Origin of the sequence: Pseudomonas nitroreducens TX1, from assembly GCF_000313755.1 — a bacterium.
GTDB classification, from domain to species: domain Bacteria; phylum Pseudomonadota; class Gammaproteobacteria; order Pseudomonadales; family Pseudomonadaceae; genus Pseudomonas; species Pseudomonas nitroreducens_A.
In genome coordinates, this window is record NZ_AMZB01000119.1 from 20,313 (window position 1) to 35,738 (window position 15,426).

Annotated in this window: 14 protein-coding genes; 10 read left to right on the top strand and 4 right to left on the bottom strand. The window is 66.1% G+C overall.

Annotated features, from left to right (window positions below):
- Positions 1-116: 116 nt before the first annotated feature.
- From hemA to C167_RS0117790, 6 genes are all read left to right on the top strand, one after another.
- Entirely contained in the window at positions 117-1,385 is a 1,269-nt protein-coding gene (hemA, locus tag C167_RS0117765) for a glutamyl-tRNA reductase (protein WP_017519637.1), read from the top strand.
- On the top strand, positions 1,382-2,464 hold the full coding sequence (prfA, locus tag C167_RS0117770) for a peptide chain release factor 1 (protein WP_017519638.1): 1,083 nt from the start codon (positions 1,382-1,384) through the stop codon (positions 2,462-2,464). Before hemA ends, prfA begins: the two co-directional genes overlap by 4 nt.
- A gap of 30 nt (positions 2,465-2,494) precedes the next feature.
- Positions 2,495-3,325, top strand: a complete 831-nt coding sequence (gene prmC / locus C167_RS0117775; RefSeq protein WP_017519639.1) for a peptide chain release factor N(5)-glutamine methyltransferase — start codon at positions 2,495-2,497, stop codon at positions 3,323-3,325.
- Positions 3,319-4,074, top strand: a complete 756-nt coding sequence (locus C167_RS0117780; protein ID WP_017519640.1) for a molybdopterin-synthase adenylyltransferase MoeB — start codon at positions 3,319-3,321, stop codon at positions 4,072-4,074. The genes prmC and C167_RS0117780 overlap by 7 nt, the downstream gene beginning before the upstream one ends.
- Complete coding sequence (gene murI / locus C167_RS0117785; RefSeq protein ID WP_017519641.1) at positions 4,067-4,861, top strand: glutamate racemase; 795 nt, start codon at positions 4,067-4,069, stop codon at positions 4,859-4,861. The genes C167_RS0117780 and murI overlap by 8 nt, the downstream gene beginning before the upstream one ends.
- A gap of 117 nt (positions 4,862-4,978) precedes the next feature.
- On the top strand, positions 4,979-5,500 hold the full coding sequence (locus C167_RS0117790) for an acyloxyacyl hydrolase (RefSeq protein WP_017519642.1): 522 nt from the start codon (positions 4,979-4,981) through the stop codon (positions 5,498-5,500).
- 127 nt (positions 5,501-5,627) lie between these two features.
- Here the strand turns inward: C167_RS0117790 and phrB are convergent, their stop codons facing one another.
- The 4 genes from phrB to C167_RS0117810 all read right to left on the bottom strand — a co-directional run bounded on the left by phrB (position 5,628) and on the right by C167_RS0117810 (position 10,113).
- The gene (gene phrB / locus C167_RS0117795) at positions 5,628-7,055 is read right to left on the bottom strand and encodes a deoxyribodipyrimidine photo-lyase (RefSeq protein ID WP_017519643.1); all 1,428 of its coding nucleotides are present in this window, start codon (positions 7,053-7,055) and stop codon (positions 5,628-5,630) included.
- A complete protein-coding gene (locus C167_RS0117800; protein ID WP_017519644.1) occupies positions 7,052-8,002 on the bottom strand; it encodes a MerR family transcriptional regulator in 951 nt (316 codons plus the stop codon). The genes phrB and C167_RS0117800 overlap by 4 nt, the downstream gene beginning before the upstream one ends.
- A gap of 20 nt (positions 8,003-8,022) precedes the next feature.
- Positions 8,023-8,982: a YbgA family protein gene (locus tag C167_RS0117805; RefSeq protein ID WP_017519645.1), complete on the bottom strand. Its 960-nt coding sequence runs from the start codon at positions 8,980-8,982 to the stop codon at positions 8,023-8,025.
- Positions 8,983-9,129: 147 nt separating this feature from the next.
- Positions 9,130-10,113, bottom strand: a complete 984-nt coding sequence (locus tag C167_RS0117810; RefSeq protein WP_017519646.1) for an NAD(P)/FAD-dependent oxidoreductase — start codon at positions 10,111-10,113, stop codon at positions 9,130-9,132.
- A gap of 277 nt (positions 10,114-10,390) precedes the next feature.
- Between C167_RS0117810 and C167_RS0117815 the strand changes: the two genes are divergently transcribed.
- The 4 genes from C167_RS0117815 to C167_RS0117830 all read left to right on the top strand — a co-directional run bounded on the left by C167_RS0117815 (position 10,391) and on the right by C167_RS0117830 (position 15,379).
- Positions 10,391-11,296: a TIGR01777 family oxidoreductase gene (locus tag C167_RS0117815; protein WP_017519647.1), complete on the top strand. Its 906-nt coding sequence runs from the start codon at positions 10,391-10,393 to the stop codon at positions 11,294-11,296.
- Positions 11,297-11,411: 115 nt separating this feature from the next.
- Positions 11,412-12,434, top strand: coding sequence for a ferrochelatase (hemH, locus tag C167_RS0117820; RefSeq protein WP_017519648.1), 1,023 nt, complete (start codon positions 11,412-11,414; stop codon positions 12,432-12,434).
- Between the two features lie 361 nt (positions 12,435-12,795).
- Entirely contained in the window at positions 12,796-14,160 is a 1,365-nt protein-coding gene (locus C167_RS0117825; protein WP_017519649.1) for a spinster family MFS transporter, read from the top strand.
- A 103-nt stretch (positions 14,161-14,263) separates the two neighbouring features.
- Positions 14,264-15,379, top strand: coding sequence for a hypothetical protein (locus C167_RS0117830; protein ID WP_017519650.1), 1,116 nt, complete (start codon positions 14,264-14,266; stop codon positions 15,377-15,379).
- The last annotated feature ends 47 nt before the right edge of the window (positions 15,380-15,426 follow it).

The window sequence follows — 15,426 nt, forward strand, 5'->3', positions numbered from 1 at the left end:
AAGCGCCGCTGACGGACCTGTATACGATTTGCCGTGTGCGATACGTCGCGGGTGGTTGTCCTTCACAAGGCTAAGTAGGACAATTGCGGGCTTTCCGATCAGCTCAGCGATTCTGCATGGCCTTCATTGCCCTCGGCATCAACCACAAGACCGCGTCCGTGGCCGTCCGCGAGCGCGTGGCCTTTACTCCCGAGCAGATGGTCGAGGCCCTGCAGCTATTGTGCAGGCTGACTTCCAGCCGCGAAGCCGCGATCCTCTCCACCTGCAACCGCAGCGAACTCTATCTGGAGATCGAGCATCCGGACGCTGGCGATGTGCTGGCATGGCTGGCCGATTATCACAACCTGGGAATCGACGACCTGCGCGCCTGCGCCTATGTCCACCAGGACGAGGAAGCCGTGCGCCACATGATGCGCGTCGCCGCAGGCCTGGATTCCATGGTGCTGGGCGAGCCGCAGATCCTCGGGCAGATGAAGTCCGCCTACGCCGTGGCCCGCGAGGCCGGCACCGTCGGGCCGATGCTGGGGCGCTTGTTCCAGGCCACCTTCAGCACGGCCAAGACCGTGCGTACCGACACCGCCATCGGCGAGAACCCGGTATCCGTGGCCTTCGCCGCAGTCAGCCTGGCCCGGCAGATCTTCAGCGACCTGAGCCGCAGCCAGGCGTTGCTGATCGGCGCCGGCGAGACCATCACCCTGGTCGCCCGCCACCTCCACGAGCAGGGCGTGAAGCGCATCGTGGTCGCCAACCGCACCCTGGAGCGCGCCAGCCAACTGGCCGAGCAGTTCGGCGCCCGCGCCATCCTGCTCGCAGACATGCCGGATGAGCTGGTCAACAGCGATATCGTTATCAGTTCCACTGCCAGCCAGTTGCCGATCCTCGGCAAGGGCGCGGTGGAGCGCGCGCTGAAACAGCGCCGGCACAAACCGATGTTCATGGTCGACATCGCCGTCCCGCGCGACATCGAGCCGGAAGTCGGCGAGCTGGAAGACGTCTACCTCTATAGCGTCGACGACCTCCACGAAGTGGTCGCCGAGAACCTCAAGAGCCGCCAGGGCGCCGCCCAGGCCGCCGAGGAACTGGTCGGCGATGGCGTGCACGAGTTCATGCTGCGCCTGCGCGAGCTGGCCGCCGTCGACGTGCTGCGTGCCTACCGCCAGCAGGCCGAGCGCCTGCGCGACGAGGAAACCCAGAAGGCCCAGCGCCTGCTGGCCAACGGCGCCGATCCGATGGACGTCATGGCGCAGCTCGCCCGAGGCCTGACCAACAAGTTGCTGCATGCGCCCAGCGTGCAGATGAAGAAACTCTCCGCCGAGGGCCGCATCGATGCGCTGGCCGTCGCGCAGGAACTGTTCGCCCTCGAGGAGGGCACTGACAAGCGATGAAAGCGTCCCTCCTGAAAAAGCTGGATATCCTCAGCGACCGCTATGAAGAGCTGACGGCTCTGCTGGGCGACGCCGAGGTGATCAGCGACCAGACCAAGTTCCGCGCCTACTCCCGTGAATACGCGGAAGTGGAGCCGGTCATCCTCGCCTTCCGCGAGTTCCGCAAGGTGCAGTCGGACCTGGAGGGCGCCCAGGCGCTGCTCAAGGACAGCGACCCGGACCTGCGCGAGATGGCCGAGGAAGAAGTCGCCGAGGCGAAGACCGCGCTGGTCGGCCTGGAGGATCGCCTGCAGCGCATGCTGCTGCCCAAGGACCCCAACGACGGCCGCAACGTCTTCCTGGAAATCCGCGCCGGCACCGGCGGCGACGAAGCCGCGATCTTCTCCGGCGACCTGTTCCGCATGTACTCGCGCTACGCCGAGAAGCAGGGCTGGCGCGTGGAGATCATGTCCGAGAACGAGGGCGAGCACGGCGGCTATAAAGAGGTCATTGCCCGCGTCGAGGGCGACAACGTCTACGCCAAACTCAAGTTCGAGTCCGGCGCCCACCGCGTGCAGCGCGTGCCAGCCACCGAATCCCAGGGGCGTATCCATACCTCGGCCTGCACCGTCGCGGTGCTGCCGGAGCCTGACGAACAGGCGGCCATCGAGATCAACCCGGCCGACCTGCGCGTGGACACCTACCGCTCCTCTGGCGCCGGCGGCCAGCATGTGAACAAGACCGACTCGGCGGTGCGCATCACGCACATCCCGTCGGGCATCGTGGTCGAGTGCCAGGAAGAGCGCTCGCAGCACAAGAACCGCGCCAAGGCCATGGCCTGGCTGGCGGCCAGGCTCAATGACCAGCAGCAATCTGCGGCCCAGCAGGCGATCGCCAGCACGCGCAAGCTGCTGGTCGGCTCGGGTGACCGCTCCGAGCGCATCCGCACCTACAATTTCCCCCAGGGCCGGGTGACCGACCACCGCATCAACCTCACCCTGTATTCCCTGGGGGAGGTCATGGAAGGCGCAGTGGAGCAAGTCATCGAGCCGTTATTGCAAGAGTTCCAGGCCGACCAGCTGGCCGCGCTCGGTGATTGAGACCGCGGGCGACTGAGAGAGCGACAGACCATGGCAACCATCATGACCCTGCTCAACGAGGCGCATCTGCCGGACTCGCCCAGCGCGCGCCTGGATGCCGAGCTGCTGCTCGCCGCCGCGCTGGGCAAACCGCGCAGCTTCCTGCGGACCTGGCCTGAACGTGTGGTCAGCCGCGAGGCCCATGACCTCTTTGACGTCTACCTGTCGCGCCGCATCGCCGGTGAGCCAGTGGCCTACATCCTCGGTCGCCAGGGCTTCTGGAGCCTGGACCTGGAAGTCGCGCCGCACACCCTGATTCCGCGCCCGGACACCGAGCTGCTGGTCGAGACAGCGCTGACGCTGCTGCCGGCCTCGCCGTCGCGCGTGCTTGACCTGGGTACCGGCACTGGCGCTATCGCCCTTGCCCTGGCGTGCGAGCGCCTGAGCTGGCAAGTGTTGGGCGTCGACCGCATTCCCGAGGCCGTGGCCCTGGCCGAGCGCAACCGCGAACGCCTGCGCTTGGCCAACGTCGCCTTCCGCGCCAGTCACTGGTTCTCGGCGGTCGATGGCGAGCGCTTCTCGCTGATCGTCAGCAACCCGCCCTACATTCCCAGTACCGACCCGCACCTCAATCAGGGCGACGTGCGATTCGAGCCTTCGAGTGCACTGGTCTCCGGGCCGGACGGGCTGGACGACATCCGCCTGATCATCGACCAGGCGCCGGATCATCTGGAAAACGGCGGTTGGCTGATGCTCGAACATGGCTTCGACCAGCCTGACGCCGTGCGTGACCTGCTGCTCAGTCGAGGCTTCAGCGCAGTGGAAAGCCGTCGGGACCTGGGCGGTCACGAACGCATCAGCCTGGGGCGCTGGACATGCTGACCGACAACGAACTGCTGCGTTACAGCCGGCAGATCCTCCTGCCGCAGATCGACGTGGATGGCCAGCTGCGCCTGAAAGACAGCCGTGTGCTGATCGTCGGTCTTGGCGGCCTGGGGGCGCCGGTGGCGTTGTACCTGGCCGCGGCCGGCGTCGGCGAGCTGCACCTGGCGGACTTCGATACGGTGGACCTGACCAACCTGCAGCGGCAGATTATCCATGACACCGGCAGCGTGGGCGCGAGCAAGGTGGATTCCGCCATCGCCCGCCTCACCGCGATCAACCCGGACGTAAAGCCGGTCGCCCATCGCCAGGCGCTGGACGCCGATTCCCTTGGCGCCGCCGTGGCGGGCGTGGACCTGGTGCTGGATTGCTGCGACAACTTCGGCACCCGCGAGGCGGTGAACGCGGCCTGCGTCGCCGCGAAGAAGCCACTGGTGAGCGGGGCGGCCATTCGCCTGGAAGGGCAGCTGTCGGTGTTCGACCCGCGCCGCGAGGACAGCCCGTGCTACCACTGCCTCTATGGCCACGGCAGCGAAGCCGAACTGACCTGCAGCGAGGCTGGCGTTGTCGGCCCGCTGGTGGGCCTGGTGGGCAGCCTGCAGGCGCTGGAGGCGCTGAAGCTGCTGGCCGGCTTCGGCGAGCCGCTGGTCGGCCGCCTGCTGCTGATCGATGCTCTCGGCACGCGCTTCCGCGAACTGCGGGTCAAGCGTGATCCGCAGTGCGCCGTTTGCGGAGCCGCGCATGGCTGATGCCGCGCCCATCGGCGTGTTCGATTCCGGTGTGGGCGGCCTCAGCGTCCTTCACGAAATCCGGGCGCGGCTTCCCCAAGAGTCCCTGATCTACCTCGCCGACTGCGGCCACGTGCCCTACGGCGAAAAGACTCCCGAGTACATCCGCGCGCGCTGCCGCGCCATCGCCGAGTTCCTCCTTCACCGTGGCGCCAAGGCGCTTGTGCTGGCTTGCAACACGGCCACCGCGGCCGCCGCTGCTGACCTGCGCGAGCTTTATCCGCAGTTGCCCATCGTCGCCATGGAGCCGGCGGTGAAGCCGGCGGCCGAAGCAACCCGCAGTGGGGTGGTCGGGGTGCTCGCCACCACGGGCACCCTGAAGAGCGCCCGCTTCGCCGCACTGCTGGATCGCTTCGCCAGCGACGTGCGCGTCGTTACCCAGCCCTGTCCGGGGCTCGTGGAGCGCATCGAGCTGGGTGACCTGAGCGGCCCGCAGACCCGTGAACTGCTGCAAGGGTATGTCGCGCCGCTGCTGGAGGAGGGCTGCGACACGCTGATTCTGGGCTGCACCCATTACCCTTTCCTGCGTCCGCTGTTGCGTGAATTGGTACCGGCCGACGTGTCGCTGATCGACACTGGAGCGGCTGTGGCGCGCCAGCTTGAGCGGTTGCTGTGCTCGCGTGAGTTGCTGGCCGACTCCCCTGGAAAAAAAATTGAGCTATGGACCAGTGGTGCAGTCGAAGCCCTTGAACGCGTACTTCCAGCGCTTTGGGGATCTGACGAGACCGTTGGCTACTTCCCAGGCTGATCGAAAAAATAGCAGGCTATGAACCTTGGTCTGTCAGCGATTGCTGACAAATGGCCTTATAATTGCCAGCTATTCGCGGGGATTTTTCATTCAGCTTTCTAAATAAAGGATGTTTCGATGAAGAAACTACTCTCGCTCGCCGCCGTGGCTGCGTTGACTCTGGGGCAACTGGTCTGCGCACAGGCCGCTGACCTGACTGGCGCCGTTGGCTTCACCGGGCAGGACACCATGACCTACCGCCTCGGCCTGGGTTTCGGCTGGGACAAGAGCTGGTGGGAAAGTTCCACAGGCCGCCTGACCGGCTACTGGGACGCGGGCTACACCTACTGGGAAGGTGGTGATGAGGCCAGCGGCCGTCATTCGCTGTCCTTCAGTCCCGTGTTCGTTTACGAGTTCTCCGGTGAGAAGGTCAAACCCTTCGTCGAAGCCGGTATCGGAGTGGCCGTCTTCAGTGGCTCGCGCGTCGGCGACCAGAACCTGGGCGGCGCCTTCAACTTCGAGGATCGCCTGGGCGTAGGCCTGCGCTTCGGCGAAGGCCAGGCGCTGGGCGTGCGTGCCATGCACTATTCGAACGCCGGCATCAGCCAGCCGAATGATGGTATCGAATCCTACAGCCTCTATTACACGCATCCGCTGTAACAGATCGCTGACAAAGAAAAGCCGGGCTCTGGGCCCGGCTTTTTTGTGCGTTGCGGAAAGAGCCGAGGGCGTCAGTGAGCGTAGGAGCGGGCCGATGACACGCTCCTGCAGGTCGCAGCGGTCGGTATCAGCGGGCGGCCGAAAGGCTCTTGAACGCCTCCAGCGCCCGCTCCCGAGTGGCCGACAGGTCGCAAATCGGCTGTGGATAACCCTGCGCGCCGAACAACCCGAGTCGGGAGGGATCGTGCACCGCCTTGCCGTCCAGTCCGGCCAACTCCGGCAGCCAGCGGCGAATGAAACGGCCCTCCGGGTCGAAGCGCTCGGACTGCGAGATCGGGTTGAAGATGCGGAAGTAGGGCGCCGCGTCGGTGCCGGTGGAGGCGCTCCATTGCCAGCCGCCGTTGTTCGCGGCCAGGTCGCCGTCGATCAGGTGGCGCATGAACCAGCGTTCGCCCTCGCGCCAGTCGATCAGCAGGTTCTTGGTGAGGAACATCGCCACCACCATGCGCAGGCGGTTATGCATCCAGCCGGTAGCGAGCAACTGGCGCATGGCGGCGTCAATGATGGGGAAGCCAGTGCGGCCCTGTTGCCAGGCCTCCAGGCCTTTCGGGTCGTGGCGCCATTTCAGCTTCTCGGTGTCCTCGCGGAAGGCGCGGTGCCGGCTGACGCGCGGGAAGCCGACCAGGATGTGCTTGTAGAACTCGCGCCAGAGCAACTCGTTGATCCAGCTGACCGCTCCACTGTTGCCCGTCTCGAACTCGCCATGGTTGTTCGCCAGCGCCGCGTGCAGGCACTGTCGGGGCGACAGCACGCCGGCGGCCAGGTACGGCGAAAGGCGGCTGGTGCCATCGCGGGCGGGGAGGTCGCGAGTGTCCTGGTAAGTCTTGAGGATTTCGTCGGTGAACAGGTCCATCCGCTCGTGCGCCGCTTCCTCCCCGGCTGGCCATTGCTTGCGCAACGAGATCGGCGGCGTTTCGAAACCCTCGACCTGTTCGGGTACCTCATCACTGGCGATATGCAGTTCCTGCTGCGCGCGGGGGGCGGGCAGCAGGCTGGGCACTCCCAGATTCAGGCGTTCGTAGCAGACCTTGCGGAACTGGCTGTAGACCTGGAAATAGGTACCGCCCTTGGTGAGGAGGGTGCCGGGCGTGAAGAAGAGTTGGTCGAGATGGCTGCGCAGGCGGATGCCATCGTCCGCCAGCGCCTTCTCCACAGCGGCATCGCGCACGGCTTCGTTGACCCCGTATTCCTCGTTGACGTGGACCGTCTCGATGTCCAGCTCCTGGCACAGCTGGCTGATGAGGTTCGGCGCTTCGTCCCAGTCATCCGCCGTGCGGATCAGTAGCGGAATGTGCCGCTTGTCGAGGCCGGTGCGCAGTTCGCGCAGGTTGCGCAGCCAGAAGTCGATCTTGCACGGCGCGTCGTCGTGGCGCAGCCACTGGCCGGGGCTGAGCAGGTAGAGGGCGATCACCGGGCCGCGCTCGGCGGCGGCGTGCAGGGCGCTGTTGTCGCGCAGGCGCAGGTCGTTGCGCAGCCAGACCAGTTGGCGCCTCATGCGACCTCCCTGTTGAGCAGGTGCAGCCCACGCAGCAGGCCAAACGCGGCAACCGGGTCGCCAGCCAGGTGCAGCGGTGGCTCGGCGATGACCAATTCCTGAAGCGCATCGGGGTGGATCGCCGTGGCGGGGCCGGCCAGCACGCGCGGGCAATCGACGCCCGCCAGCAGTCGTGGCAATTGCAGCAGGTTCAACGTGCGGCTGGAATAAAGCAGCACGGCTCGTGGCTGCAGGCGTTCCACGGCCAGCGCCAGTTCTCCCGGCGGCAGTGGCCAGTCGAAAATTTCCAGGGGGCAACCGGCGCTGCCGGCCAGCCAGGCGGTCAGCCACAGGCCCGGCTCCAGCGGCAGGCCGGACTGGTTCACCAGCAATAGCGGAGCGCCGCGCTGCTGGCGGTTGTGATGATAGAGGCGGGTGCCGAACTTGGTGCGCAGCCAGGTATGGAAGAAGACGCGCTCCAATTGCGCGCCGAACTGGCCTTGCCAGCGCTTTTCGAGCTCGTCCAGCAGCGGCAGCATCAATTGCTCGCAGAGGGTGAGTGCGGGGTAGATCGCCAACGCGCCGTTGAACAGTTCGTCCAGCTGGCGCTCGTTGATCCGGCCGATGACGGCAATGCATTGTTGGCGCAGGTCGTCCCAGGGCGAGGCGGTGGCCTCCATCGATGGCGGCGCATCTTCGTCGAGCAGCGCGCGAATCTTGCTCACCGCCACACCACGACCGAGCCAGGTGAGAATGGCCTGGATGCGCGCAATCTGCGCTTCGGAGTAGAGGCGGTGGCCCTTGGGCGTGCGTTGCGGCACCACCAGGCCGTAACGACGCTCCCAGGCACGCAGGGTGACCGGGTTGACGCCGGTACGGCGGGAGACTTCGCGAATCGGCAGCCAGCCTTCGGCCAGGGCCTGGCGATAGTCGTCGTCGGAGTCGCGGTGGGGTTGGTCGGGATTCATGGCGTTCCTGTCGGGGCGCATCAGATGGCGTTGCGCAGGCTCAGGTCTTCAGGGTGGGGCTGAAGGTAGGCCTGGGCATCGATATAAGGGTGCGGGTGCCGGCGGAAGTGGTGCTTGAGCAGCGTCAGCGGCACTACCAGGGGAATCACGCCTTCGCGGTACTGCTCGATCAGGCGCTGCATCTCGGCTTTGTCCGGCGCGGGCAGGTCATGCTTGAGATAGCCAGCCAGGTGCTGCAGTACGTTGCTGTGGGTACCGCGGGTGGCGCAGGTGCCCAGCGCCGTCATGAAGTCGCGCAGGTAGGCTGGGGCGAATTCTTCGAGCGGCACGTCGCCGATCTTTGCCAGGCGCTGGCCGAGCAGGCTGTATTGGCGCGGGTTATGCGCCAGCAACTGGTACTTGTAGCGCGAGTGGAAGCCGATCACCGCGTGGCGTGTCAGGCCCGTCTCGCAAAGCCTTTTCCAGGCGGCGAAGGCGTACACACGGGTCAGGAAGTTTTCGCGGATGACGGGATCGTTGAGCCGGCCTTCTTCTTCCACTGGCAGTTCCGGGCGCGCGGCGCAGAAGGTTTCTGCATAAAGTCCACGGACACCGGGCGGGCGCAGCTGGCCATCGGCGCGGTACAGCTTCACCCGATGCAATCCGCAGGAGGGCGATTGTTGCATGAAAATGTAGCCGCAAAGGTCCGGCAACCGCTGCGCCTGCTGCTGGCCGAAGTCACGCAGGGCTTGGCTGACGTCGCGACCGCCCTCGCGCTGGATCAGCGCTCTGGGGTCGCTGTGGTCGCCGACCAGGCGCAGGGTGGGCCTGGGCACACTCAGGCCGATGGCCACTTCGGGACACACCGGGACAAAGTCAAAATGGCGGCTGAGCACATCCAGGCACAGGTGCGAGGCTTTGTGCCCGCCGTTGTAGCGCACCGGCTCGCCCAGCAGGCAGGCGCTGATGCCGAGCTTGGGGCGGGAAGTGGTGTGGGACATGGCGGTTACCGATTACTTGTACAGTTTGAGTTTCTTGTACAACTATCGATAAGCATATGCGCAGAATTGTACAAGTGCAAAAACTTGTACAGGCGCAGGCGCCCCCGGGTTGGTCACCGGCCTCCGGGACGCGAGGACCGGTGGGCGTCAGAGATGTTCGAGCAAGCGGCGAGCGGCTTCCAGGCCGCTGAGCCAGGCTCCTTCGACACGGCCGGACAGGCACCAGTCGCCGCAGGCGTAGATGCCCAGGTCAGCATCGGCCAAGGCCCCGAATTGATGGGCCTCCATCGGCCGCGCATAGAGCCAGCGGTGGGCCAGGGCGAAGTCCGGGGCGTGGACGGCGCAGCCGATCAGCTCGGCGAAGGCACCGCGCAGGTGTTCGATCACGCTTTCCTTGGGCAGGTCGATGTGCTGCTTGCTCCAGCCGCTGGCGGCGTGCAGCACCCAGGTATCCAACTGCTCGTCACGGCCCGGCTTGGAATGGTTGCTGGCCAGCCAGGACAGCGGGCCTTCATGCACGAAGCAGCCTTGCACCGGCGTGTCCAGTGGCTCGCGGAAGGCCAGCGCGACGGCCCAGGTCGGCTCCATGGCAATGCTCGCGGCGGCGGCGGCCAGCTTCGGCGCGCTGGCCAGCAGCGCGGCGGCCTGGGGCGCGGGCGTGGCCACCAGCACGCGGCTGAACGGCCCGTGGGTCTGGCCCTCGGAGTCCTGCAGGTGCCAATGTTCCTCGCCGCGGTACACCTCGGTAATGCGGCAGGCGAACGTCACCGTCTGGTCCTGCAGCAGCGCGCGGGTAATCGCGCTCATGCGCGGCGTGCCGACCCAGCGCGGCTGCTCGTCAGGGGATGGGCTCAGTTCGCCGTCGCGGTATTGATACAGGGCCGGGTCCCACTCGGCGACCCAGCCGTGCTCGCGCCATTGCTGGATGGCGTCGAGGAAGCGCCGGTCGCGGGCGGTGAAGTATTGCGCGCCAAGATCCAGCGCTCCGGCTTCGCTGCGCTTGCTGGCCATGCGGCCGCCGCTGCCGTGGCCCTTGTCGAACAGCTGGACGATCTGTCCGGCGTTCTGCAGCGCGTGGGCGGCCGAGAGTCCGGCGATACCGGTGCCAATGATGGCGATGGGGGCGTTCATGACATGCCTCGTCATCTGTCTGCTTTGTCGCTTTACAGGCGGGGTATTCTTGTACAAACCAGATTATCTGTACAATTAGGTTTCAGTTGCCCGCGCCCGTCAACGATAGGAGTCCGATCATCGGAACCTTCAGCGCCGCATCGGTTCATTCAGGAATGAGCCCGGCACCGGTTCCGGCACATACAGCGTAGACCTCGCCGTAGAGGGAGTGTCAATGCAATCGCCTCCCTCTCGTCCAGACTGATGGAAGGTGGAAACACGCAACCAGGAGTTCGCCATGCACATTCTCTTGACCGGCGGTACCGGCCTGATCGGCCGTCGACTGTGCCGCCAGTGGGCCGCCCAGGGGCACCAGCTCACCGTGCTGAGCCGCCAGCCGCAGCGCGTCGCCTCGCTGTGCGGAGAGGCGGTGCGCGGTATCGCCGACTTCGAGGCCTATGGTGACGGGCCGCTGGACGCGGTGGTCAACCTGGCCGGCGAGCCCATCGCCGACAAGCCCTGGAGTACCCGGCGCAAGGCCCTGCTGTGGGACAGCCGGGTGCGCCTGACCGAGCGCCTGGTCAGCTGGCTCGAAGGCCGCAGCCAGCGCCCGGCGGTACTGATCAACGGCTCGGCGGTTGGCTGGTACGGCGACGCCGGCGAGCGTCCGTTGGAAGAGAACAGCGCGGCGGCCGGGGAAGACTTCGCCAGCGAGCTGTGCCTGGCCTGGGAGCAGATCGCCCGCGAGGCCGAAGCACTGGGTATCCGCGTGGTCCTGGTGCGCACCGGTCTGGTGCTGGCGCCCGAAGGCGGCTTCCTCAAGCGACTGCTGCCGCCTTTCCGCCTGGGCGCCGGTGGGCGACTGGGCAGTGGTCGCCAATGGATGTCCTGGATCCATATAGAAGACCAGATCGCCTTGATCGATTTTCTTTTGCGCAGGGACGATGCCAGCGGTCCCTATAATGCGTGCGCGCCGCAGCCGGTGCGTAATCGCGACTTCACCCAGGAACTGGGCCAGGCGCTGCAGCGGCCGACACTGATGCCGGTGCCCGGCTTCGCCTTGCGCCTGCTGCTGGGCGAAATGTCGATCCTGCTGCTGGGCGGGCAACGCATTGTGCCGCGCCGCCTGCTGGATGCTGGCTTCGTGTTCCGCTTCCCGGAGCTGAAGGATGCGCTGGCCGATGTGTTGCGCGAAGCCCGCTGAAGCTTGCCGTGGCCGAGGCCCTGCGGCATCGGCGACAAGCCTTGCTGAAATCCGTTGCGTGTAAACTGCGCAGCCTGCACGACCACCTCCTACCGTACCGGTTTAAGGACACTGCATGACCCAAAACGCCCTCCTGCTGGTCAACCTGGGATCACCGGCCTCCACCCAGGTCGAGGACGTGCGCCGCTACCTCGATCAGTTCCTCATGGACCCTTTCGTGATCGACCTGCCCTGGCCGATCCGCCGGTTGCTGGTGTCGTTGGTGCTGCGCAAACGCCCGGAGGAATCCGCCCACGCCTATGCGTCGATCTGGTGGGACGAGGGCTCGCCGCTGGTCGTGCTGAGCCGCCGCCTGCAGGAGGCTGTGCGGCCGTTCTGGCCGCACGGTCCGGTAGAGCTGGGCATGCGCTACGGCGAGCCGTCCATCGAGGGTGCGCTGCTGCGCCTGAGCCGGCAGGGCATCACCCAGGTGACATTCGCGCCGCTCTATCCGCAGTTCGCCGACAGCACCACCACCACCGCCATCGAGGAAGCCCGCCGGGTGATGCGCGAGCACAACCTGAAGCTGGAGCTCAAGGTGCTGCCGCCGTTCTACGCCGAGCCCGAGTACCGCCAGGCGCTGGTGGAGAGCGTAAAGCCCTATCTGGACCAACCCTACGATCACCTGCTGCTGAGCTTCCACGGGCTGCCCGAGTCGCACATCCTCAAGCTGGTGAAGGACAAGCGCCACGACCTCACTGCCAGCTCCAGCCGAGGCGTGCACGAGGACGTCATGGCGGTCTGTTATCGCAGCCAGTGCCTGCGGACGGCGGAGGACTTTGCCGCTGGCGCCGGGCTCGAGGATGGACGCTGGTCGGTATCCTTCCAGTCGCGCCTGGGCCGCAACAAGTGGATCGAACCCTACACCGAGGCGCAGCTGGACAAACTCGGCAAGCAGGGCGTGAAGCGCCTGCTGGTGATGTGCCCGGCCTTCGTCGCCGACTGCATCGAGACCCTGGAAGAGATCGGCCAGCGCGGCAACGAACAGTTCCGCGCGGCGGGAGGCGAGGAGTTGGTGCTGGTGCCCTGCCTGAATGACCAGGAGCTGTGGGCGCGAGCGTTGGCGAAGCTCTGCGAGCGGACGCCTGCTGCGATCTGATGCTGCGTCGGCGTCTCCCCAGCCCTCTCCCTGAAGGGAGAGGGGAGCGTTTGGCACAGTCATGTAGGGCGCATAACGCCTCAAGCGTTGTCCGCCATGGCGGATAAAGCGTTCCGCTTTATCCGCCCTACACGAAGGTGCGACTCTTCGTAGGAGCGAGCCTGTTCGCCAGCAAGCTCGCTCCTAGAAGGCTGTCCTTCGGCAAAACTCTCCATCCAATCCCTGACCACCCGTTCATCAGCCAACGGCCGACGCGCGCATTCAGAGACCTGATAGTGCGCGCGCGACGCGTTCGCAATGCCTACTCTGCGGGTTCTCCCCTTCGCCTTCGCCGCGATTGGCGGCGTTTCAGGAGCCCGGCATGAACAACAACAATAACGGCTACCCCTCCAGTGCCGTGGCCTGGTCCACGGTTGCGATCCTCATGGTCGCGTACGTGCTTTCCTTCATCGACCGACAGATTCTCAACCTGCTGGTCGGTCCCATCCGTCGCGACCTGGAGATCAGCGACACGCAGATGAGCCTGCTGATGGGCCTGTCCTTCGCGCTGTTCTACACCCTGTGCGGCATTCCCCTCGGGCGCATGGCCGACAGCCGCAGCCGCCGCGGGCTGATCACCGTCGGCGTGCTGATCTGGAGCGCCATGACCGCCGCCTGCGGTCTGGCTCGCCAGTACTGGCACTTCCTGCTGTTCCGCGTCGGTGTCGGCGTCGGCGAGGCGGCATTGTCGCCGGCGGCCTATTCACTGATCGCCGACAGCTTCCCGGCCAACCGCCGCGCCACTGCCATCAGCGTCTATTCCATGGGCATCTACCTCGGCTCGGGGCTGGCCTTCCTGCTCGGCGGGCTGGTGATCAAGTTCGCCTCCGCCCAGGGCGACGTGCACCTGCCGATCCTCGGCGAGGTGCGCCCCTGGCAGCTGATCTTCCTGATACTCGGCGCCGCCGGCGTGCTCTTCACCCTGCTGATGCTCGCGGTGAAGGAGCCGACCCGTCGCGGCGTGGGCGCCGGCGTGGTGGTGCCGATGAGCGAAGTGGGCGCTTACCTGCGCGCCAACCGCAAGACCGTGCTCTGCCACAACTTCGGCTTCGCCTGCATCTCCTTCGCCAGCTACGGCAGCGGCGCCTGGGTGCCGACCTTCTTCGTCCGCACCTACGGCTGGGATGCCGGCCACGTGGGCGTGGTGTACGGCAGCATCGTTGCCGTGTTCGGCTGCCTGGGCATCGTCTGTGGCGGCCGCCTGGCCGACTACTGGGCCAAGCGCGGACGCACCGACGCCAACATGCGTGTGGGGCTGCTGGCGGCCGTCCTGGCCATTCCGCTGAGCCTGGTCTATCCGCTGCTGGACAGCGGCAACGCAGCGGCAGCCATGATGGCGCCCATCGTCTTCTTCCTCAGCATGCCCTTCGGTGTCGCCCCGGCGGCGATCCAGGAAATCATGCCCAACTCCATGCGCGGCCAGGCCTCGGCCATCTACCTGTTCGTGGTCACGCTGCTCGGCCTGGGCATCGGCCCGACCGCCATCGCCCTGGTGACCGACTACGTGTTCGCCGACGATATGGCGCTGCGCTACTCGCTGCTGATCGTCAGCGTGGTGGCGCTGCTGGCCGGTGCGCTGCTGCTGGCCAGCGGACTGAAGCCCTACCGCGCGAGCCTCGAACACCTCAAGAGCTGGAGCCTCAAGGGCGAAAGCTCGAGCGGCGCGCTGCAACGCCAGCCGGCCTGAACGCTCCCTGGCTGATCGAGCCCCTGCGCAGCGATGCGCGGGGGCTTTTCGTTTATGCGTGGCACAATGCGGCGGCACTTGGATTCGAATGGAGGTTTCCGGCATGGAAGGGAAGGCGATAGGTTCATGGCTGCTGGCCCTCGGTGCGCTGGCGCTGAGCGTTTCGGCCGCGGCGGATGAGCCGTGGGTGGCGTTCACACAGAACCAATTGATCGGATTCAAGGATGCGCAGGGCGCGGTGAGGATTGAGCCGAAACTCAGCCCGATGTTCACCCTGGCCCGGCGCTTCGAGCACATCATCGCCACCGGCGAGGAAGGTGCAGACGGCTATCGCAGCTACTACCTGCTACGCGACGGCCGCGAGGTCGCGCCGGATTCCCTGTACTTCTTCGACAACGCACCGGTCTGCGAGAGCGAGAACAGCATCCGCTTCCGCGACCGCCAGCATGACACGGTCGGCTTTCTCGACGGCAACGGCGAGCTGTTGATCGCCGCCGAGCTGAGCGACGCGACGGCGATGCGCAACGGCATGGTCGTGGCACTCGAAGGCGCAACCCGCACCTGCGCCGATCCGGGCGTGAGCCTGGAACGGTGCGAGCACAAGGGCTGGAGCGGCGGTACGGAGGTGTTGCTCGACCGCCACGGCAGGACGCTGGTGGAGCGCTTCGACAGCAGCCGCGCCGCCGCGCTGGACTGGTTCTCGATGCAGGTAAGCGACCAGCCTGCGAGCGACCCGCGCCGCGTGTCGTTCAAGGGCGTCGATGGGCGCTATCTCAGCTTCGTCGACATCGAGAAGGACTTTGCTATCTGGTTCAAGGATGAGTTCCTTGCACACCTCGATGATGCCTCGCTCAAGGCGCACAGTTATCCACAGCTGTGGAGCGGGCAGGGCGGTGAGCCGCTGGATGACTGGAAAACCGCTGCGGTAGATGACGCGCTGCGTGAGCACGGTGCGCAGCTGCGTGCGCGGCTGGAAGTCCTGCGTGCCTCGGCAAACTACGGGGTACGCCAGGACGACATGGGCTGGCCCTTCGATGCCGAGCGCGACCCGCAGTACTTCGACGGCTGCGGCGAATTCGCCCAGTGGAGCACGCCCAAGGTCTCGGCCATGGAGCATTGGCAGCAAGGCTCGTTCGAGCCGGGCAAGCACGCCAGCTTCGATTTCATCCGGACTGCCCAGGGGTATCGGCTGGTGGCGTTTTCCCTCCCCCCATCGTGACCGTTTTTCGCAGGAGCGAGCTTGCTCGCTCCTGCAAGGGGCATCGT